Origin of the sequence: Kitasatospora sp. NPDC058190, from assembly GCF_042883685.1 — a bacterium.
GTDB lineage: Bacteria > Actinomycetota > Actinomycetes > Streptomycetales > Streptomycetaceae > Kitasatospora.
Map to the genome: position 1 here is coordinate 1 of NZ_JBHVVI010000157.1, position 17,789 is coordinate 17,789.

A 17,789-nucleotide genomic window follows, 5' to 3' on the forward strand; every position below is an offset into this window, starting at 1 on the left:
GCCCGAGGTCGATGCCGAGATCGGCATCGACCTCGGGCTGACCACCTACGCCGTCCTCTCCGACGGCAGCGTGATCGACAACCCGCGCTTCCTCCGCAAGGCGGAGAAGAAACTCAAGGCCGCCCAGCGGGAGCTGTCCCGCAAGGCCAAGGGATCGAAGAACCGGGCCAAGGCCCGCATCAAGGTCGCCAAGGCCCACGCCAAGGTGGCCGACACCCGCATGGACTGGCTGCACAACCAGACCACCAGGATCATCCGCGAAACCCAAACGGTGTACCTGGAGGACCTGAACGTGCGCGGCCTCGCCCGAGGCCGCCTGGCCAAGTCCGTCCACGACGCCGGATGGTCCACCTTCCGGCGACTGCTGGAGGAGAAGGCGGCCCGGTACGGGCGCACGGTCGGCATCGTTCACCGCGCGTACCCGTCTTCCCAGCTGTGCTCGGACTGCGGGCACCGCGACGGGCCCAAGCCCCTCGCGGTACGCGAATGGGCCTGTGGTGCGTGTGGTGTGCTGCATGACCGTGACCTCAACGCTGCTCGAAACATCCTGGCCACCGGGCAGGCGGACAGGCTAAACGCCCCTGGAGGGCCGGTAAGTCCCGACGTGGCGATCCCACGCCAGGCACGGCCCGTCGAACGGGGAACCCGCCTCGGCGACCTGCGAACCACGGGCGTCCGTGCCGCAGGCGCGGGAGGAATCCCCGCCCCTTGAGGGCGGGGAGGATGTCAAAGCGCGATCCCACCGTCGATCTGGACGACCGAGCCGGTCATGTAGGCGGACTTGTCGCCGGCCAGGAAGGCGATCAGCTCGGCCACCTCCTCGGCGGTGCCCATCCGGCCGAGGGCGACGCCCGCGAGGGCCTCGTCGCGCAGCTTCTCGGAGACCACGGCGACCATGTCGGTGTCGACGAAGCCGGGGGCGACGGTGTTGACGCGGATGCCGTAGCGGCCGGCCTCCTTGGCCAGCGAGCGGGAGAAGCCGATGATCCCGGCCTTGGAGGCGGCGTAGTTGGTCTGGGTGGCGTTGCCGTAGATGCCGGCCACCGAGGAGACGTTGACGATGCTGCCGCGGCGGCGCTTCATCATGGCGAAGGCCACCGCGCGGCAGACGTGGAAGACACCGTCGAGGTTGGTGCGGATCACCGCGCCCCAGTCCTCGTCGCTCATCATCACGAGGCCCTTGTCGCGGGTGATCCCGGCCGAGGTGACGGCGGCCTCGATCGGGCCGAGCTCGCGCTCGGTGTCGGAGACCCACGCCCGGACGGCGGCGGCGTCGGCGACGTCGACCCTGCGGTGGAGCACGCGGGCGCCGAGTTCCTCGGCCTCCTTGGCGACGGCGATCGCCGCCTCCTCGCGCGAGTGGTAGCAGAAGCCGATGTCGTAGCCCTCGGCGGCGAGCCGGAGCACGGCGGCCCGGCCGATCCCGCGGGATCCTCCGCTGATCAGCGCCACGGGCCTGGTGTCGGTCATCGGGTGGCCTCTCTGGGGGTGGGGACGGGTTCGGCGGGGGTCGCCGCGGCGGGCCCGTCCGGGCGGAGCAGGGTGGCGGGGCGGAACGCCATCACCATGCGGTCGACGGTCATCACGGTCTCGTCGCCGCGGTGGGCGGTGCCCTCGAAGATCACCGAGTCGGGCAGGGTGCGGGCGATCCGCACCCGGTGCTCGATCAGCTCGCCGGGCCGCACTGGGGAGTGGAACTCGGCGTCGGCCACCGAGCTGAACAGCATCACCTGGTCGGTGGGGGCACCGGCCTCGGCCGAGGCGAGCAGGCCGGCGGCCTGGCCCCAGGACTCGATCAGCAGCGCGGGCGGGTAGTCGAACGGCGCGTCGGGCGAGATCCCGGCGTAGCAGGGCTCGTTGAGGGTGATCGCCTTGACGGCGCGGATCGCGGTGCCCGGGACGAGGTCGAGGACCTTGTCCACCAGCAGCATGGGGTAGCGGTGCGGCAGCAGGTCGGTGACCCGGGGCAGGGCGGTGGCGGGGGCGGTCATCGGGCACCGTCCTCGGCGCGGTAGCGGAGCTTGACGCTGGCGGCCTTGCCCCGCTCGGTGGCGGCGGTGGCCTTGCAGGTCAGCCCGGTGTCGGTGCGGCGCCAGCTCAGGCTGAGCACCAGGGTGTCCCCGGGGTAGACGGCGCCGGCGAAGCGCGCCGACTCCACGGCGGCGAGGGCGGTGGGCGCGGGGGCCCGGTCGCCGTCGGTGGCGGCGCGGTGGACGCAGTCGACCACGCACACCCCCGGGAAGATCGGGAAGTCGGGGTAGTGGCCGGCGAACACCGGCTCGGTGGCGAGGATCTCGACCCGGGCGGCGGCCGGCAGGCCGTCCTCGGTGCGCTCCTCGATCCGGATCCCGGCCCGCACCGGGCTGGCCTGGGGCAGGGTGGCGGTCATGTCGCGGCACCGTCCTTCCGGGGTCGTGGCGGCTGTTCGGGGGTCAGCACGACGGCGCCTCCAGCCGCAGCACGGCGCAGGCCACCGAGCCGTCCCGGTCGGCGGAGGTCACCACGGCGAGCCGGCCGGCCGCGGCCGGGTCGGTGGCCGCGGTGGCCAGCACCATGGCGATCTGGAAGGTGCCGGAGGCGGCGGAGACGTCGCCGATCCGGCTGACCGCGGGCACCCGGTCGACCGCGGCGCCGCCGCAGGCCTCGGTGAGCACCTCGCGCTCCAGGTGGCCGAGCAGGCCGGGGGCGTCGCCGGGGACGGCCGCCCACACCTCCTCGGGCTTCGCCTGGGCGGCGTCCAGGGCGGAGCGGACGCAGGCGGCCAGGGCCTCCCGGGCCTGGCCGGCCAGGGCCACCCGGGTGCGCACGGCGAGCACCTCGGCGAGCGCCGGGCGCGCCTCGGTGACGTTCTCGCGCGGCTGGACCACCAGCACGGCGGCGCCCTCGCCGAGCGGCACGCCCGGCGCCTCGGCGCCCCGGCTGTGCTTCTCCAGCCAGTAGCGGGCCGGCGAGTACTCCTCGGCGGCGGCGCACAGCACGGTGTCGGCGCGGCCGGTGGCGAGCAGCCGGGTCGCGTAGTTGAGCGAGAGCAGGCCGGCCGCGCGGCCGCCCGCGAGCGTGGTGTTGGGGCCCTTGATGCCGTACCAGATGCCGCACTGGCCGGCCGCGCAGTTCATCACCGCGTTGGGCATCACGGCCGGGTCGACGTCGTACGGGCGCTCGCCCTCCAGCGAGCTGCGGGTGAAGTCCATCATGCTGGCCGCGCTGCCGGTGGTGGTGCCGAGCACCAGGGCGGCCCGCTCGCCGGTCTCGGTCTCCCGGGAGGCGCCGGGCTGGTCGAGCAGCGAGCCGACGGCGGCCACGGCCAGGCCGGTGACCCGGTCCATCGAGCGGGTGCCCTTCTTGCCGAGCGCCTTGCGCGGGTCGAAGTCGGGCACCAGGTGGGCGCGCGAGGTGGGCACCCGCCAGCGGGTGGTGTCGACCGGGGCGACGGTGGCCCGCTGGGCCCGCAGACCCTCGGCGAGCACCTCGGCGCCGATGCCGTACGGGGAGACCGCCGACCAGCCGGTGATGACGGGGGCGGTCACGACTCCACCTTTCGCGGGGTGCTCAGCGCGTCGACGGTGGCCTCGTCCATCGAGACCATCTCCCACTGGTTGGGGGCGGTCTCGTGGAGGTAGCCGTGGGTGATGGTGCCGGTGGCGGTCTTGACGAGCTCACCGTCGCGCACCACGTAGCAGTCCATCCGGTTGGTGTAGAGCAGCGACTTGAAGATGCTCTCGACGGTGTAGACGGTGTAGAGCTCCTCCTCCATCACGGTCTCGTCGAGCAGCTGGATCCGGGACTGGGTGACCACCGGGATCCAGCCGCGGCCGTCCAGCACCTCCTTGATGGCCAGGCCGCGGTCGGCCAGGAAGAGGTCCTCGACCTCCTCCATCAACCGCAGGAAGCCGGACATCTGCACCCGGTCGTTGAAGTGGCAGTAGAAGTACGGCATCCGCCAGCGCCAGCCGAACGCGTTGCTCTCGCCGATGAGTTCGGCCAGCACCGGGTCCGTGCTGGTGCCCCGGCCGGCCGTGAACTCGCCGTAGGGCTTCGGCACCGCGGCCAGTTCGAGGCGCTCGCCGGTGCCGAGCCGGGCGGCGGCGAAGCGCTCCAGGCCGGCCGGCGCGGGCTCCTCGGCCCTGATGTGGTCGTCGACGCGCAGCACCACCTTCACCGTGGAGCCGGCGCACTTGAGCCGGGCGCCGTCGCGCTGGACGAACAGCTCGACCTTGAAGCGCAGTTGGTCGTCGCCGTCCTTGACGGCCGGGGTGACGACCGCCTCGGCCTCGTCGTCCACGGCCAGCAGCGCGCCCAGCCGGGAGTGGATGTCCACGACGTCGAACCCGAGCCCGTGCCGGCGGTAGAGCTCGCCGGCGGGCAGGCCGGCCGCCCGGAAGTGCTCCAGGACCGCGCGCTCGGCCAGGTAGTTGATGTGCTTGAAGCCGATGGCGAAGCTGATGTTGTTGCCTTCGAACAGCGGGCGCAGGTGCACCGTGGTCGGGGTCTCCAGCAGCGCCGTCACGGCGGGATCGAGCGTCGGGGCCATCAACGGACTCCTTCGAGTGGGGTGGGGCGGGTTCAGGTGCCGAGCGCGAGGGCGGCCCGGAGCGGGATCCGGTCGATGAAGGCGTGCACCGCGGCGGTGAACCGGTCGGGCAGCTGGAGCATCGGGAAGTGGCCGCAGCCGGGCAGTTCGAGCTGGTCGGCGGCGGGCAGCGCGGCGGCGAGGCGGCGGGCCTCCTCGGGGGGCGCCGACTCGTCGAGCGCGCCCCCGACGACCAGTGCCGGGGTCCGCACCTCGGCCACCGGGAACAGCGGGGTGCGCAGGTAGCTGTCGAAGAACCGGAGCCAGCCGTAGGGGCCGATCCAGTCGGTCATCCGGCGGGCCATGTCGGCGAGCAGCTCGGCGTCGATCGGGCGGTCGGTGGTGCGCAGCCGGATCGACTCGGCCATGGTGCGCGGGAAGTCGTCCAGGGTCTCGGCGATCAGGTCCCACTGGAAGTCGTCCGCGTCGCCCCGGTAGAAGGGGTTGACCAGCACGACGGCCGGCAGGTCGAGCGGGTCGCCCGCGGCGGCCCGGCGGCTGAGCAGTTCCAGCAGCACGATCGAGCTGTACGAGTGGGCGACCACCAGGTCGGCTCCGCCGGGCGCGGCGTCGAGTACCCGCTCCAGCAGGCCTGCCGAGTCGGTCTCGTGCCGCCAGCCGGCGATGCCGCCGCTGTGCCAGGGCAGCCGAGGCGCGTGCACCCGGACGCCGGGCCGCCAGTGCCCGGCGAGCGCGTCCCAGATGTGCTCGTTGTTGCCGAGCCCGTGCAGCAGCACCACCCTGGTCACGCGGTCTCCCCCGGGGCGAGCAGCGCGAGGCCGGTGGTGCCGAGCTGGACGTACGCCGGACCGGGGTGCCCCTCGGCGAACCAGCCGACGGCGGCGGCGCACTGCACCACGCCGTGGGCGCCGGAGAGTTCACCGTGGCCGGCGAGGTCCAGCGGCCGGGCGCCCTCGGGGGCGGGGTTGCCGTCGGCGGTCAGCCAGAGCCGTCCGCCCGGGGCCCGGGCGGTCAGCTCCGCGGCAACGGCGGCCGGGTCGGCGGTCCGTACGGCCGGGCCGAGCAGGGCCCGGACCGGCCCGGCCGGGGTCCGGCTGAGCACCAGGGCGGCGCCGCCGTCGGCCACCGGGCCGCCGACCAGCCGGCGGGTCATCTCGTTGTCCGGCTCGACGCCGATCACCAGCATGTGGTCGGCACGGCCGGCGGCGAGCAGCAGCCGGGCCCAGCGGAGCGCGTCCAGTCCGGACGAACGGCCGTTGCACAGCGTCAGGTTGGGCCCGCGCAGGCCCCAGCGGATGGCCGTCTCGGAGGCGATGATGTTGCTGGAGGCGTTGGGCGTGTCCATCGGGCTGAGCGCCGAGGTGGACTCCTTGGCGATGGTCTCCACGGCCCGGCAGACGGTGTCGACGTTGCCGAGGTTGGAGCTGACCGCCACGCCGATCCGCTCGGCGGGCACGGTGGTCGCGCCGTCCCTGAACAGCCCCGCGTCGGTGAGCGCGGCGTAGCCGAGGTGCAGCCCGACCTGGGTGGCCCGGTCCTTGAAACGCAGGCCCTTGCGGCCGATCAGGACGGCCGGGTCGACGGGGTCGGCGCCCGGTACGGCGGGGTGCAGCAGGGCGCGGGGTTCGTCGGCGCCGGGCAGGGCCACTGCGACCCCGGTGACGGCGGTGACAGTGCTGGTCACGCGGCCCCCTCCACGATCGCGACGGCGTTGACGCCGCCGAAGCCGAAGCTGTTGACCTGGGCCGTCCGTACCGGCTCGGTGAGCGGACGGTCCGTCACCAGCCGCAGGCCGGCGCCCTCGGGCAGCGGCTCGGTCAGCTGGGCGATGTGCGGGACGACACCGGTCTCCAGGCTCTTCAGGGCGACGATCAGGCTGAGCAGCCCGGCCGAGCCCGAGGTGTGCCCGGTCAGCGACTTGATCGCGGTCAGGGCCGGCCGGGCGTCCCCGAAGACGTCGGCGGTGACGGTCGCCTCGGTGCGGTCGTTGAGCGGGGTGCCGGTGCCGTGCAGCACCACCAGGTCGATCCCGTCGGGGCCGAGTTCGGCCCGCTGGTGGGCCTCCCGGACGACGACGGCGATGCCGCTCTCGTCGGGCGCGGTCTGGTGGTGGGCGTCGCAGTTGACGGCGACGGAGCGCAGCAGGCCCCGCGGGGTGCGCCCGGCGGGGGCGCCCCGGCCGAGCACCACGGCGGCCGCGCCCTCGCCGAGGATGGTGCCCTGCCGGCTCGCGTCGAACGGGAGCACCGCGGGCGGCGGGTCGAACTGCACCCGGTCGGCCTGGCCGTACATGGATTCGGTGACCACGTCGCAGCCGGCCACGATGACCGTCTCCGCCTCGCCGAGCTCCAGCAGGTCCCAGCCGAGCGCGAGCGCGTAGAGGGAGGCGGAGCAGGCCCCGGCGAAGGTGTGGGTGTCGAGAGCGCCGAAGCGTTCCCGCAGGGCCCGGTCGAAGTCCAGTCCCTCGACGTCGAACGGCACTGCGTCACGCCACCACAGTTCGAGCGAGCGCAGCTCGCGCAGCCCGGTGCCGACCAGGACGGGGATGCCGGCCAGGTCCTCCGGCAGGCCGGCGTCCTCGGCCGCCTGCCGGACGGCCTCGACCAGCAGCCGGGTGGCCCGGCCGGGCTCGTCGACGCCCTCCTGCGCGCGGTCGTCGACCTCGAAGAGCTGCTGGGCCTTGAACCGGGAGCGGTCGAAGGCGCGCAGCGGTGCCAGACCGCTGCGGCCCGCGCAGATGCTCTCGAAGATCTCCTCCGGGCCGGCGCCGATGCTGGCGACCGCGCCCATGCCCAGGACGGGGTACGTCACCGCGCCTCCTCCTCGTACTTGCCGAGGATCACGATGGCGTTGTTGCCGCCGAAGGCGAGGCCGTTGTTCTGCACGATCCGCAGGTCGGCCTCGACCGCGTGGTTGGGCACGCAGTCGATCTCGCAGGCCGGGTCGGTCTGCCGGTGGTTGATGGTCGGCGGGATGAAGCCGTGGGTGATGGCCAGGCCGCAGGCGATGGCGCCCAGCGCGCTGGCGGCGCCCATGGTGTGGCCGAGCATCGACTTGAGCGAGATGGTGCGCGGGGTGGCGTCCCCGAAGACCTGGCGGATGGCGCCGGCCTCGGTGATGTCGTTGGCCTTGGTGCCGGTGCCGTGGGCGGAGATCAGGTCGACCTCATCCGGCTTGACCCCGGCGTTCTCCAGGGCCAGAGCCATCACCTGGGCGACGCTGTCCCCGTTCGGGGCGACCTGGTGGTACGCGTCGCAGTTGAGGCCGTAGCCGAGCACCTCGGCGTAGATGGTGGCGCCGCGGGCCAGCGCGGAGTCCAGCGACTCCAGCACCAGCACGCCGGCTCCCTCGCCGGTGAGGATGCCCTTGCGGTCGATGTCGAAGGGCTGGCAGAACTCGGGGGCGATGGTGCCCAGCCGGTAGAAACCGGTGAAGGTCTTGCGGCACATCGCGTCGGCGCCGCCGCACAGGGCGAACTCCACCTCGCCCGAGCTCACCGAGTCGAAGCCGTAGCCGATCGCGTAGTTGCCCGCGGAGCAGGCGGTCGCGATGGTGGGCGCCTCGACGTCGGTGAGCCCGAGCTCCTGCGCGATGGCGGTGGACAGCCGGGCCGGGGAGACCCGCCGGACCACCTGCTGGTCCATCTGCTCGGGGCCGTCGGCGAGTTCGGCGGCCACCAGCTTGTCCAGCTCGTAGGACTCGCCGTCGGTGGTGCCGATCGAGATCAGCCCCCGCCGGTCGGCGAGTTCGGCCGGATCGAGGCCGGCGTCGGCGACCGCCATCCTCGCCGCGGCGACGGCGAAGCGGCTCGCACGCCCCAGCTCCCGGACCGGGGTGCGGGTGATCCACTGCTCGGGCTCGAAGCCCGTGACCTCACACCCGTTGACGTGGGCGAAGCCCTCGACGTCGAAGACCGAGATCGGGCGGACGCCGCTGCGTCCGGCCCGCAGGCTCTCGGTGAACTCCTGGACGCCGATACCGATGCTGGAGATGACTCCGACGCCGGTGAGCACCACCCGGCGCCTCCCGGGTCCGGTGCCGGGGCGTACTGCGGACATGCTGATCCCCTTCAGGCCTGTGAACCAGTGATGGACGGGGCGTCCGTCAGCGGGCGGGCGCCTCCGCGACGACCTGGTAGACGCGCTCCAGGTTGACCATCTCGCTGAGCTCGGACTGGTCGATGGTGATGCCGAACTCCTTCTCCAGCGAGGCCAGGATCTCGATCGCGCGCAGCGAGTCGGCACCGTGGTCCTCGATGAAGAGGCTGGTGTCGCTGACCTCGTCCTCGTCGAGCTCGAGGATGTCGCAGACGATCTCCTTGACGGCGGAGCGGCGGTCGTCGGTCAGGGTGGACATGGGTTCTCCTTGGCGGGAAAGTGATGGAGCGGGCGTTGCGGGTCGTGCGGGTCCTGCTGCTCTTGCGGGCGTGGTGCCGGTCCGGTCAGGCGGCGTCGGCCGCCATGGCCTCGGCGAGGCTGCGCGGGCGCATGTCGGTCCAGTGCTCGTTCACGTAGTCCAGGCACTCCTGCCGGGGCGCGACACCGTGCGCGGCGGTCCAACCCGCCGGAATCTCGGCGAAGGCCGGCCACAGGGAATGCTGCCCCTCGTCGTTCAGCAGCACGTAGTAGTCGGCATTGTCGTCCTCGAATGGATTGGCCATCGAGACTTCACTCCCTGTCGCTGTCATCCGATTCTGCTCGAACTCAACCACCCGTCCGGCAACCGAACAAGGGCTTCCCGTCCGGGATTTGGGAACGGCGTTTGAGAGATTGCAATGAAAAGAATTCAATGCCGTGTTGTGCGTTCGCGGGCAGGCCCTCCCGAGGCCGCCGAAACCGGGCCGGAAAGCGTCCTCCGGTACGCCCGCGGCGCGCTTCCCCCGCACTTCCACCACCCCGCGTCACCGCACCGGCACCCGGCGCGGGCCGCGGGCCGGCCCGGGCATCAAGAATTTCTCGCCGCCCGGGGGCGGCCGGGCCGGTCAGGGGCTACCGTCACAGCTCCGTACGCCCGACGACCGGTCAGGGAGAGCCCGTGCAGCCGCTGTTCACCCCACTGCCCCGCCCCCGGGCCGACCGGACGCTGGTCTGCCTCAGCTTCTGCGGGGGCGGCGTCTCGGTGTTCCGGGCCTGGGCCGAGGCGCTGCCCGCCGAGGTGGAGCTGGTCCTGTACTGCTATCCGGGCCGGGAGGGGCGGTTCACCACCCCGTTCGCCGCCGACTGGGACGCCCTCCTCGCGGAGGCGACGACGGCGGTGCGCGCCCTGGCGCCACGGCCGTTCACCCTCTTCGGCCACAGCATGGGCGCGTGGGTCGCCTTCGACCTCGCCCACCGGCTGGAACGCGGGGCCGGCCCGGCGCCCGAGGCCCTGGTGGTCTCCGCTGCCGACGCGCCGAGCGAGGCCGGCGCCGAGCCGGACGGCACGCCGGATCCGCGCGACACCGACGCCGAACTGGTCGACTGGATGCGCGCGGTGGGCCAGGTGCCGGCCGAGGTCCTGGACGAGCCCTACCTGCGGCAGATGGCCGCGGACGTGTTCCGCGCCGACCTGCGGGTGGTCGACAGCTACCGGTGGCGGCCGGGTACGGCCGTCTCGGTGCCGCTCCAGGTCCTGTACGGCGAGCGGGACGCCGTGGACGCGGCCGCCGCGGAACGCTGGCGGCCGCTCACCACCGGGCCGTTCGAGGTCCGCCGGCTGCCCGGCGGGCACTTCTACACGCCGGAGGTCTGGTCCCGGCTGCCCGAGGTCCTGACCGCGCCGCACCCGGCCCGACGGGGCTGAGAACGCGGGCCCGGCGCGGGCCTCAGCTCGGCGAACCCGCCTGGTCGCGCCGCGCGTTGACGCGGATCGCGCGCAGCATCGACGTCCTGGTCAGCCCGCTGCCGAAGCGGATCACCAGCCAGTAGCGCCGGAACCGCCGCCTGGTCGCCTCGTCGGTGGCCAGCACCCTGGTCTCGGTGCTCAGCACGCCGTCGGCGAAGCGCACGTTCATCCCGACCTTGAGGATGCCGGGTTCCGCGCAGCCCGTCACCAGGTCGAGGACCGAGCCCTCGGGCCGGGGGGTGTCGCCGAGGCCCTGGATCCCGACGAAGAGGAACTCCCGCTCCCCCGCCGGGACCACCTCCCCCATCGCGGCCAGCGAGTCGGTGACGATCCGTCGCCCGGGCGAGACGTCCTCCCCGGTGATCGCCATCAGCGCCCGGGCGAGCGGCGCCTCGGGCCAGGTGGTCCGGTACACGGCGGCCATCACCGCCTCCGCCGGCGCCCCGACGGGAAGCCGGTGGACCTCCCGGAAGTGCCACTCGGGCAGCAGCCGCGCCAATTCCGACCCGCGCTCCATGCTGGTCATCTCCGTATCTAGACTGCCGAGATGGCCATCAACCTCCGGGGGCGCCTCGGCTCCACCCCCGTCAGGACCTTCTGCGTGACCGTCATGGTGGTGACGGTGCTCGCCGCCGCGCTCGCCCTGCCGGCGGCCGGCTGGACCGTCGTCGTCCCCATGGTGGCGACGGTCGTCCCCACCGTGGCCCTGATCGGCTGGTGGCCGGCGGCCGGGCCGCGACTGGTGCCCACCGCCGCGGCGGTCGCGGCCGTCTCCGCCGTCGGGACCTTCCTCGGGCGCTCGCCCGAGTCGCTCGGCTACACCGGCATCACCACCCTGATCGACCTGGTGGTGCTGCTGGTCCTGATGGTGCTGGTGGTGCGCTTCGCACCGGTCCGCCAGGCGGTCACGGCCGGCCTGCTGCTGACCGTCGCCGAGGCGCTGGTCCCGCTGCGCCTCGGTGTGCCGCCGAGCGTGCTGGAGGTCCTGGGGCAGAGCTCGATGTTCGTCCTGGTCTGCGGGGCGGCGGCCGTGGTGGGCGGCTACCTGCGCTCGCTGGACTCGCGTCGGCGCAGCGCCGTCCGCGACGCCCGCTCCGCGCAGCGGCTGCAACTGGCCGCCGACCTGCACGACTTCGTGGCTCATGACGTGTCCGGGATCGTGGTGCTGGCCCAGGCCGCCCAGGTGGTGGGCGGCGCGAACGAGCAGCTGCTGCCGTTGCTCCAGCGGATCGAGGCCGGCGGGCTGCAGGCCCTGGCCTCGCTGGACCGGACCGTGCTGATGCTCAAGGACTCCCCCGCCGACGCCCCCGCCGGGCCGGACGCCGACCCCCAGGAGGCGCGCACCGTGCCGTACGGCCTGGCCGACATCGCCGACCTGGTCGAACGCTTCCGGGTGTCCATCCGCTCCGAGGTGGTCTACGAGCTCCTCCTCGACGAGGAGGCGGTCGGCGCGGTGCCGCGCGAGGTCGCCGCGACCGCCCACCGGATGGTCTCGGAGGCGCTCACCAACGTGCGCCGGCACACCAACTCCGCCGCCTCGGTGCGCGTGTCGGTGCGCACCGAGGGCGGCGGGGCGGACCTCTCCCTGGTGGTCGAGGTGGTCAACGGGGCGCCGGCCATCATCGAGGCCGGGCTGGGCGCCGGGCGGCGCGGCGGCGGCACCGGGCTGGCCGGCCTGGAGGAGCGGGTGGCCGCGCTGGGCGGCACCTTCCGGGCCGGGCGGCACGGCTCCGACGGCTGGCAGGTGCTGGCCGCCTTCCCGCTGGGGCGCTGGTAGCCCGGTCGGCCGCAACCGGGTCAGTGGTAGAGGAAGCCGGAGAGCAGCGGCAGCCCGCTGAACGGATCGGCCCCCGCCACGCAGGCGTCCTTCTTGATGAACCGCTTCACGTACGCGGCGCCGTCGGTGCCGCCCGAGGCGGGCTTGTCGGCGGGCAGGTAGGTGCGGGCGAAGCGGTAGTGGGCGCCCCTCCACTTGGAGAGCACCCGGTCCAGCTCGTGCCAGTCGGCGGACAGCCGCGGGTCGGTGGTGTCCGCGAGCGCGGCGGACAGCGGCTGGTGGTCCCTGATCTCGGGGCTGTTGAGCACGCCGAGGTGGCCGATCGAGTCGAAGACCGCCTCCTTGCGCGGGTCGTAGCCGTAGATCGAGATCTCCATCGCGTGGTAGTTCAGCGACTGCACCGCGCTGGCCGCCCCGGTGGCCTCCCGGAAGGTCATGAACCCGGCCGGGGTGAGGGTGAGCAGCATGTGGAAGACCCCGCGCAGCAGCCGGGCGCAGGTCACGGCCAGCTCCAGCCTGGTCGCGGCCCGGGCGGGGAACTCCTCCTGGGCGGCGACCACTTCGACCGCGAGCCGGCGCAGCAGGAAGAACAGCAGCTCGCAGGACTGCACCGAGCGGAGGAAGACGTGCTCCTCGGGCCGGCCGGAGCGCGGGAAGCGGCTGGACTCGGCGAGCAGCCCGGTGCGGCGGGCCAGCTCCGGGTCGAGCGCCGCCCGGTCCACCAGGTCACCGATCCCGGCCCGGAACAGCGGGCCGACCACGGTGCCGCGCACCGTGAGCAACAGGTCGTCGAGGCGCTTGATCCGCTCGTCGGCGCACTCCTGCCGCACCCCCGCGTCCCGGGCCTCGCGCTCGACCTCCAGCAGGTCGGTCAGCGTGGTGTGCAGGCCGAGCAGCGCGCCCGCGACCGGATCGTCCGGGAAGAGGTCCAGGAACCAGCCGTACGCGTGCATGCAGGTGTAGCGGTAGTACTCGGGTATCGGCAGGTCCAGGCTGAGCGAGCGGGTGAGCAGCCGGGTGACCTGGTCGGTGCCGGTGGCGGTCTCCGGCAGGGCGTCGTGCAGGGCTCCCAGTTCGGCCGCGTCGACCGGGCTCAGCCCGGCCCGGCCCTGTCTGCGCTGGAGCTCCGCCAGCTCCCGCTGCCGGTGCGTCAGCAGCGTGCGGTCGGTACTGACGACGGTCACGGCTTCCTCCCCACCACGAGGTGCTTGTCCCAGCTGGAGCGGTGCACGGTGCAGTCGGCGAAGCCGGCGGCCTCCAGCAGCGCGGTGTACTCGGCGGCGGTGCGGTGCCGGCCCTCGGTCTCCACGTGCATCGAAAGGTTCATCACGGCCGTGGGCAGCGGGCCGCCGTCCTCGTCGAACAGACGCTCCATCAACAGCACCCGGCCGCCGGGGGCACAGGCGGCGTGGGCCTTGCGCAGCAGCTCGACGCAGGTCGCGTCGTCCCAGTCGGAGAGGATGTAGCCGAAGGAGAGGCAGTCGGCCTCGGGCAGCGGGTCGCGGAAGAAGTCGCCGGGGGCGAAGTGCAGCCGGTCCTCGAGCTGTTCGGCCCGACGGGTACGGTCCAGGAACGGCCCGACCTGCGGCAGGTCGAAGACCGTCACGGACAGCCGCGGGTAGTGCGAGAGCGCGGCCACCGCGAAGGCGCCGCTGGCCCCGCCGACGTCCACCAGGGTGCGGGCGTCGTCGAGGGCGGCGAGACGGACCAGCTCCTGGGACACCCCGAAGCTGAGGTTCCACATGGCTTCCAGGAACTCGCCGGTGGCGACCTCGTCCCGGTAGATCGAGTCGAACACGGCCGGGCGGTCCCGGTCCGCGACGGCCTTGCCGACCGCGAGGTAGGCGTCGAGCCGCTCCAGCTGCCCGGTCGTGTTGACGACCAGATGGCGCACGAAGTCGCCGATGTAGCGGGGATGTTCGGGGTCGAGCAGGTCCTTGGTGCCGGAGGCGAGACGGTAGGCGCCGTCGGCGTCCCGTTCGACGACCGACACCGCCGTCAGGACCAGCAGCAGCCGCTCCAGGGTGTCCTGGTCGATCCCCCGGGCCTCGGCGATGCGGGCCGGGGTCGCCGGCCCGTCGGCCGCCAGGTGGACGAAGACACCGTACTTGTCGGCCAAATGCAGGGCGTGGGTCGAGAACACGCCGAATACGGCGTGATCGAGAATGGTCGAGGTCATCGTTCCCTCTCGGTACTGGACGGCGATCGACGGTCAGCGTGGCACCGGCGGACGGGTGGCCGGAATCCTGTAGTGAAGATTTCGATGATCGCTCGCACATTTATTCCACGGGCCGAATAGAAGAATTGAGAGTGGCCCGCTACCCGGCCTTCCACTGCTGTTCGATGGTGCGGTTCGCCCTGGATCCGCAACCGCCGAGCGAAGGACACCCTGCGTGAATGCAGTGATGGTCGAAGTCGCCGGGCTCACCAAGACCTTCGGGTCGGTGACCGCCCTCGACGATGTGAATCTCAGCGTGCCGAAGGGGTCCGTACTCGGGCTCCTCGGCCACAACGGGGCCGGTAAGACGACCCTGGTCAGCATCCTGAGCACCCTGAAGCCGCCGTCGGCCGGTCAGGTGCGGGTGGCCGGCTACGACGTGGTCCGGGAGGGGCAGGACGTACGCCGCCGGATCGGCCTCACCGGACAGTACGCCTCCGTCGACGAGACCCTCTCCGGCCGCGACAACCTGGTGCTGATCGCCCGGCTGCTCGGCGCGTCCCGGACCGAAGCGGCCGCCCGCGCCGACGAGTTGCTGGAGGTGTTCCAGCTGACCGACGCCGCGCGCCGCCGCGCCAAGACCTACTCGGGCGGGATGCGCCGCCGGCTCGACCTGGCGGCCAGCCTGGTCGGCCGGCCGGAGGTGATCTTCCTGGACGAGCCGACCACCGGGCTCGACCCGGTGGCCCGGCGCGGCCTGTGGGACATCGTCCAGCGACTGGTCCGGGACGGTGCCACCGTCCTGCTGACGACCCAGTACCTGGAGGAGGCCGACCAGCTCGCCGACTCGATCGCGGTGCTCGCGCAGGGCCGGGTGATCGCCTCCGGCACCGCCGAGGAGCTCAAGGCCAGGACCGGCCCGGGGACGGTCAGCGTCACCCTGCGCAGCGAGGACGACCGGCAGCGCACCGCCGACGCCCTGCGGCGGGCCGGGCTGGCGCCCGTGCCGCAGGACGAGGACGGCCCGGCGCTCACCGTCCCGGTCCGGGACTCCACCGAGATCGCCACCGTCGTGCGGGCCGCCGACGAGGCGCAGGCCGAGCTCACCGGGCTCGCCTACGCCGAGCCGACGCTCGACGACGTGTACCTGGCCCTGAACCACCAGTCGCCCACGGATTAGGGAATCCCCATGAGCTTGCTGACCAAGGCGCCGGACGTCCCCGCGGAGCGGACCGCCGCGCGCACCCCGAGCTACCGCGGCTCGAGCGCGGCCCGGCAGATCGCCGTGCTGTCCGGGCGTTCACTGCGCGTCCTGCGCGATCCGGCCATCGTCCTGCCGGGCGTGCTGGAACCCGTACTGATGCTGACCGTCTTCAGCCAGGTCTTCAAGAGCGTCTCGCAGACGTCCGCCTTCCCGGCCGGCGTCAGCTACATCGACTACCTGCTGCCGGCCTTCGTGGTCAGCAGCGCGGTGAGCGCGGGCCTCAAGTCCGGGGTGGCGCTCACCACCGAGCTGAACAACGGGATCATCGCGCGCTTCCGGGCGATGCCCATCCACCCCTCCTCGGTGCTGATCGGCCGCAGCATCGCCGACTCGGTGCTCAGCGGCGTCAACATGGTGGTCCTGCTGGTGGCCGGGGCGCTGGTGTTCGGCTTCGACCCCAAGGGCGGGGTGGCCGGCGCGGCGGGCTGCCTGCTGATCGCGGTGGTGCTGAGCTGGTCGCTGGGCTGGGTCTTCATGGCGATGTCCTCCTGGCTGCGCCGCCCGGAGGCGCTGCAGCCGATCGGCGGCATCGTCAACCTGGTCCTGCTGTTCGCCTCCAACGCCTTCGTGCCCGCCGACAGCCTGCCGGGCTGGATGAGCGGTTTCGCGAAGGTCAACCCGATGTCGCGGGCCATCACGGCGGCCCGGGACCTCAGCATGGGCCACTTCTCGGCCGGGACGGTGCTCACCCCGCTGGCGATCTGCCTGGTGATCGCGGCGCTCACCGCGCCGCTGGCGATCCGCAGCTTCCGCCGGACGACGTGAGGCCCGACGCCCCTCCCCCGCACGCGAAGCGGCCCGGAACCGTCCATCGGTTCCGGGCCGCTTCGCGTGTTCCGGGCTCAGCCCCGGTGGCAGTACTTGCACTCGCCGCGGCGGCGCAGGTAGTAGGCGTAGGTGGCCGCGCCCAGGGCCGCGCCCCAGAGGATCCAGAAGATGCCCGGGCCGTTGGTGCCCGGCATCGCGGCGTCGTAGTGGCGGATGTTCATCATCCCGCCGGGGATGAGGACGATCGCCACGATCGAGGCCGGGACGATCGCGGTGGCCGGGTGGATCCGCTTGCCCCGCTTGAAGGGCACCCAACGCGGCCACACCTCGCCCCACTTGGCGGTCAGGCCGTGGGTCAGCAGGCTGCCCAGGGTGGAGACGATCCCGAGGCCCAGGCCGATCCCCAGCATGTACGGGGTGTCCTGCATCTCCTTCAGGAAGGCGTCGCTGATCCCGAGCGGCCAGCCGAAGTACCAGGCGAGCCTGGTGATGTCGTACGGGAGGGTCGAGATCACCGACACCCACACCGCCCAGCGGCCCCAGCGCAGCGCCGCGGCCGGCGCGGTCCAGGCCGCCGCGGCGCGGTCACCGCGTCCGCACCGCACGCACTGGCCGGCGGTGCGGCGCTGGTAGGCCAGGGTCATCGCGCCCCAGAGCAGGCCGCCGACGAAGACGATGACCATGTTGTCGCGGTGCCAGTAGAGGATGTCGCCGATCTCCTTGCCGCCCGGCACTCCGGTGAAGGCGAACACCAGGAACAGCGGCGCGAACACCAGCAGGCCGAGCAGCGAGTAGTCGGGGATCACGAAGGTCAGCAGGCAGGCGGCCAGCCAGCCGTAGGCCAGCAGGGCCTTGCGCTCCCGGCCGGTCCCCCGGTCCCGGATCATCAGCACCCCGACCACCACACCGACCGCGCAGAACGCCGCCAGGACCGGCGCCACCACGGAGGCGCTGCTGGGTTCCAGAACGGACGCCGAGGCGTGGTCGTTGTCGGTCTTCTCGAAGGGGAAGCCGGCGCCGCCCAGGGCCCAGTAGAGGTTCGCCAGCCCGTAGAGCGCCGACCAGGCCACCGTGAGGTACGAGGACCACACGGGCCACTTGCTCCACCAGCGACGGCCGGTGGCCTTCACGGTGACGGCCGGGGCTTCCTCCCGGCGCGCTTCGGCGGTTGTTTCGGCCATGACGGACATCCTCTTCTCCCACCGCCCGGGGGCGGTCTGGTCGGTGTGGTTCTAGCCTGCCGTCGGGACCCGGCCGGGCACATCTCCCGATCGGGAGATCCTGGCCGTGGCCGATCGGGGGACCCCTCGGCCCGATGGCAGCGCGGGCCGGATAAGCCGGTGGGCCGGGTGGGCCGGGGCCCGGAACGACGGACCGGTGCCCCCCCTGTCGGGCACCGGCGGCACCCGTGGTCGGGCGGGCCCGGGGGGCGGTAACCACCCCCGCCCGGGGCGGTCAGTCGAGGTCC

The 17,789-nt window shown here is 73.0% G+C and carries 20 protein-coding genes; 5 read left to right on the top strand and 15 right to left on the bottom strand.

Going from position 1 to position 17,789, the window contains the following annotated elements; translation table 11 throughout:
• Positions 1–712 (top strand): RNA-guided endonuclease TnpB family protein (locus ACFVWU_RS40285; RefSeq protein WP_387630591.1); only part of this gene is annotated, 712 nt, incomplete at its 5' end.
• A 14-nt stretch (positions 713–726) separates the two neighbouring features.
• Here ACFVWU_RS40285 and fabG read toward each other — a convergent pair.
• The 11 genes from fabG to ACFVWU_RS40340 all read right to left on the bottom strand — a co-directional run bounded on the left by fabG (position 727) and on the right by ACFVWU_RS40340 (position 9,191).
• The gene (fabG, locus tag ACFVWU_RS40290; protein WP_387630593.1) at positions 727–1,470 is read right to left on the bottom strand and encodes a 3-oxoacyl-ACP reductase FabG; all 744 of its coding nucleotides are present in this window, start codon (positions 1,468–1,470) and stop codon (positions 727–729) included.
• A complete protein-coding gene (locus ACFVWU_RS40295) occupies positions 1,467–1,991 on the bottom strand; it encodes a 3-hydroxyacyl-ACP dehydratase FabZ family protein (protein WP_387630595.1) in 525 nt (174 codons plus the stop codon). Before ACFVWU_RS40295 ends, fabG begins: the two co-directional genes overlap by 4 nt.
• The gene (locus ACFVWU_RS40300; protein ID WP_387630598.1) at positions 1,988–2,389 is read right to left on the bottom strand and encodes a 3-hydroxyacyl-ACP dehydratase FabZ family protein; all 402 of its coding nucleotides are present in this window, start codon (positions 2,387–2,389) and stop codon (positions 1,988–1,990) included. The genes ACFVWU_RS40295 and ACFVWU_RS40300 overlap by 4 nt, the downstream gene beginning before the upstream one ends.
• Before the next feature lie 43 nt (positions 2,390–2,432).
• A complete protein-coding gene (locus tag ACFVWU_RS40305) occupies positions 2,433–3,527 on the bottom strand; it encodes a beta-ketoacyl synthase N-terminal-like domain-containing protein (RefSeq protein ID WP_387630601.1) in 1,095 nt (364 codons plus the stop codon).
• Positions 3,524–4,531, bottom strand: a complete 1,008-nt coding sequence (locus ACFVWU_RS40310) for a hypothetical protein (RefSeq protein ID WP_387630603.1) — start codon at positions 4,529–4,531, stop codon at positions 3,524–3,526. Before ACFVWU_RS40310 ends, ACFVWU_RS40305 begins: the two co-directional genes overlap by 4 nt.
• Positions 4,532–4,563: 32 nt before the next feature.
• Positions 4,564–5,319, bottom strand: a complete 756-nt coding sequence (locus ACFVWU_RS40315) for an alpha/beta fold hydrolase (RefSeq protein ID WP_387630605.1) — start codon at positions 5,317–5,319, stop codon at positions 4,564–4,566.
• Positions 5,316–6,215 (bottom strand): beta-ketoacyl synthase N-terminal-like domain-containing protein, encoded by a 900-nt coding sequence (locus ACFVWU_RS40320; RefSeq protein WP_387630608.1) that lies wholly within the window; start codon positions 6,213–6,215, stop codon positions 5,316–5,318. The genes ACFVWU_RS40315 and ACFVWU_RS40320 overlap by 4 nt, the downstream gene beginning before the upstream one ends.
• A complete protein-coding gene (locus ACFVWU_RS40325) occupies positions 6,212–7,342 on the bottom strand; it encodes a beta-ketoacyl synthase N-terminal-like domain-containing protein (protein WP_387630611.1) in 1,131 nt (376 codons plus the stop codon). The genes ACFVWU_RS40320 and ACFVWU_RS40325 overlap by 4 nt, the downstream gene beginning before the upstream one ends.
• A complete protein-coding gene (locus tag ACFVWU_RS40330) occupies positions 7,339–8,589 on the bottom strand; it encodes a beta-ketoacyl-[acyl-carrier-protein] synthase family protein (protein ID WP_387630613.1) in 1,251 nt (416 codons plus the stop codon). Before ACFVWU_RS40330 ends, ACFVWU_RS40325 begins: the two co-directional genes overlap by 4 nt.
• Before the next feature lie 46 nt (positions 8,590–8,635).
• On the bottom strand, positions 8,636–8,887 hold the full coding sequence (locus ACFVWU_RS40335; protein WP_387630615.1) for an acyl carrier protein: 252 nt from the start codon (positions 8,885–8,887) through the stop codon (positions 8,636–8,638).
• Between the two features lie 85 nt (positions 8,888–8,972).
• Positions 8,973–9,191 (bottom strand): MbtH family protein, encoded by a 219-nt coding sequence (locus ACFVWU_RS40340; RefSeq protein WP_387630618.1) that lies wholly within the window; start codon positions 9,189–9,191, stop codon positions 8,973–8,975.
• 374 nt (positions 9,192–9,565) lie between these two features.
• Here ACFVWU_RS40340 and ACFVWU_RS40345 point away from each other — a divergent pair, with 374 nt between their 5' ends.
• Entirely contained in the window at positions 9,566–10,312 is a 747-nt protein-coding gene (locus ACFVWU_RS40345) for a thioesterase II family protein (protein ID WP_387630620.1), read from the top strand.
• Between the two features lie 22 nt (positions 10,313–10,334).
• Here the strand turns inward: ACFVWU_RS40345 and ACFVWU_RS40350 are convergent, their stop codons facing one another.
• Positions 10,335–10,880 (bottom strand): hypothetical protein, encoded by a 546-nt coding sequence (locus ACFVWU_RS40350; RefSeq protein WP_387630623.1) that lies wholly within the window; start codon positions 10,878–10,880, stop codon positions 10,335–10,337.
• A 21-nt stretch (positions 10,881–10,901) separates the two neighbouring features.
• Between ACFVWU_RS40350 and ACFVWU_RS40355 the strand changes: the two genes are divergently transcribed.
• Entirely contained in the window at positions 10,902–12,131 is a 1,230-nt protein-coding gene (locus ACFVWU_RS40355; RefSeq protein ID WP_387630625.1) for a sensor histidine kinase, read from the top strand.
• A 20-nt stretch (positions 12,132–12,151) separates the two neighbouring features.
• Here the strand turns inward: ACFVWU_RS40355 and ACFVWU_RS40360 are convergent, their stop codons facing one another.
• A complete protein-coding gene (locus ACFVWU_RS40360; protein WP_387630627.1) occupies positions 12,152–13,315 on the bottom strand; it encodes a hypothetical protein in 1,164 nt (387 codons plus the stop codon).
• On the bottom strand, positions 13,312–14,310 hold the full coding sequence (locus ACFVWU_RS40365; RefSeq protein WP_387630629.1) for a methyltransferase: 999 nt from the start codon (positions 14,308–14,310) through the stop codon (positions 13,312–13,314). The genes ACFVWU_RS40360 and ACFVWU_RS40365 overlap by 4 nt, the downstream gene beginning before the upstream one ends.
• A gap of 226 nt (positions 14,311–14,536) precedes the next feature.
• On the opposite strand from ACFVWU_RS40365, the gene ACFVWU_RS40370 reads away from it, so the two are divergent.
• The gene (locus tag ACFVWU_RS40370) at positions 14,537–15,469 is read left to right on the top strand and encodes an ATP-binding cassette domain-containing protein (protein WP_387630634.1); all 933 of its coding nucleotides are present in this window, start codon (positions 14,537–14,539) and stop codon (positions 15,467–15,469) included.
• A 9-nt stretch (positions 15,470–15,478) separates the two neighbouring features.
• Positions 15,479–16,318, top strand: a complete 840-nt coding sequence (locus ACFVWU_RS40375; RefSeq protein ID WP_387630631.1) for an ABC transporter permease — start codon at positions 15,479–15,481, stop codon at positions 16,316–16,318.
• A gap of 77 nt (positions 16,319–16,395) precedes the next feature.
• On the opposite strand, the gene ACFVWU_RS40380 is transcribed toward ACFVWU_RS40375, so the two are convergent.
• Complete coding sequence (locus ACFVWU_RS40380; RefSeq protein ID WP_387630633.1) at positions 16,396–17,502, bottom strand: NYN domain-containing protein; 1,107 nt, start codon at positions 17,500–17,502, stop codon at positions 16,396–16,398.
• Positions 17,503–17,789 lie beyond the last annotated feature (287 nt).

Coding starts and splice junctions, on each gene's coding strand:
- ACFVWU_RS40295 (WP_387630595.1), bottom strand. CDS start 1,991: ATGACCGCCCCCGCCACCGCCCTGCCCCGGGTCACCGACCTGCTGCCG.
- ACFVWU_RS40350 (WP_387630623.1), bottom strand. CDS start 10,880: ATGACCAGCATGGAGCGCGGGTCGGAATTGGCGCGGCTGCTGCCCGAG.
- ACFVWU_RS40355 (WP_387630625.1), top strand. CDS start 10,902: ATGGCCATCAACCTCCGGGGGCGCCTCGGCTCCACCCCCGTCAGGACC.
- ACFVWU_RS40335 (WP_387630615.1), bottom strand. CDS start 8,887: ATGTCCACCCTGACCGACGACCGCCGCTCCGCCGTCAAGGAGATCGTC.
- ACFVWU_RS40340 (WP_387630618.1), bottom strand. CDS start 9,191: ATGGCCAATCCATTCGAGGACGACAATGCCGACTACTACGTGCTGCTG.
- ACFVWU_RS40375 (WP_387630631.1), top strand. CDS start 15,479: ATGAGCTTGCTGACCAAGGCGCCGGACGTCCCCGCGGAGCGGACCGCC.
- ACFVWU_RS40330 (WP_387630613.1), bottom strand. CDS start 8,589: ATGTCCGCAGTACGCCCCGGCACCGGACCCGGGAGGCGCCGGGTGGTG.
- ACFVWU_RS40380 (WP_387630633.1), bottom strand. CDS start 17,502: ATGGCCGAAACAACCGCCGAAGCGCGCCGGGAGGAAGCCCCGGCCGTC.
- ACFVWU_RS40310 (WP_387630603.1), bottom strand. CDS start 4,531: ATGGCCCCGACGCTCGATCCCGCCGTGACGGCGCTGCTGGAGACCCCG.
- ACFVWU_RS40370 (WP_387630634.1), top strand. CDS start 14,537: ATGGTCGAAGTCGCCGGGCTCACCAAGACCTTCGGGTCGGTGACCGCC.
- fabG (WP_387630593.1), bottom strand. CDS start 1,470: ATGACCGACACCAGGCCCGTGGCGCTGATCAGCGGAGGATCCCGCGGG.
- ACFVWU_RS40365 (WP_387630629.1), bottom strand. CDS start 14,310: ATGACCTCGACCATTCTCGATCACGCCGTATTCGGCGTGTTCTCGACC.
- ACFVWU_RS40300 (WP_387630598.1), bottom strand. CDS start 2,389: ATGACCGCCACCCTGCCCCAGGCCAGCCCGGTGCGGGCCGGGATCCGG.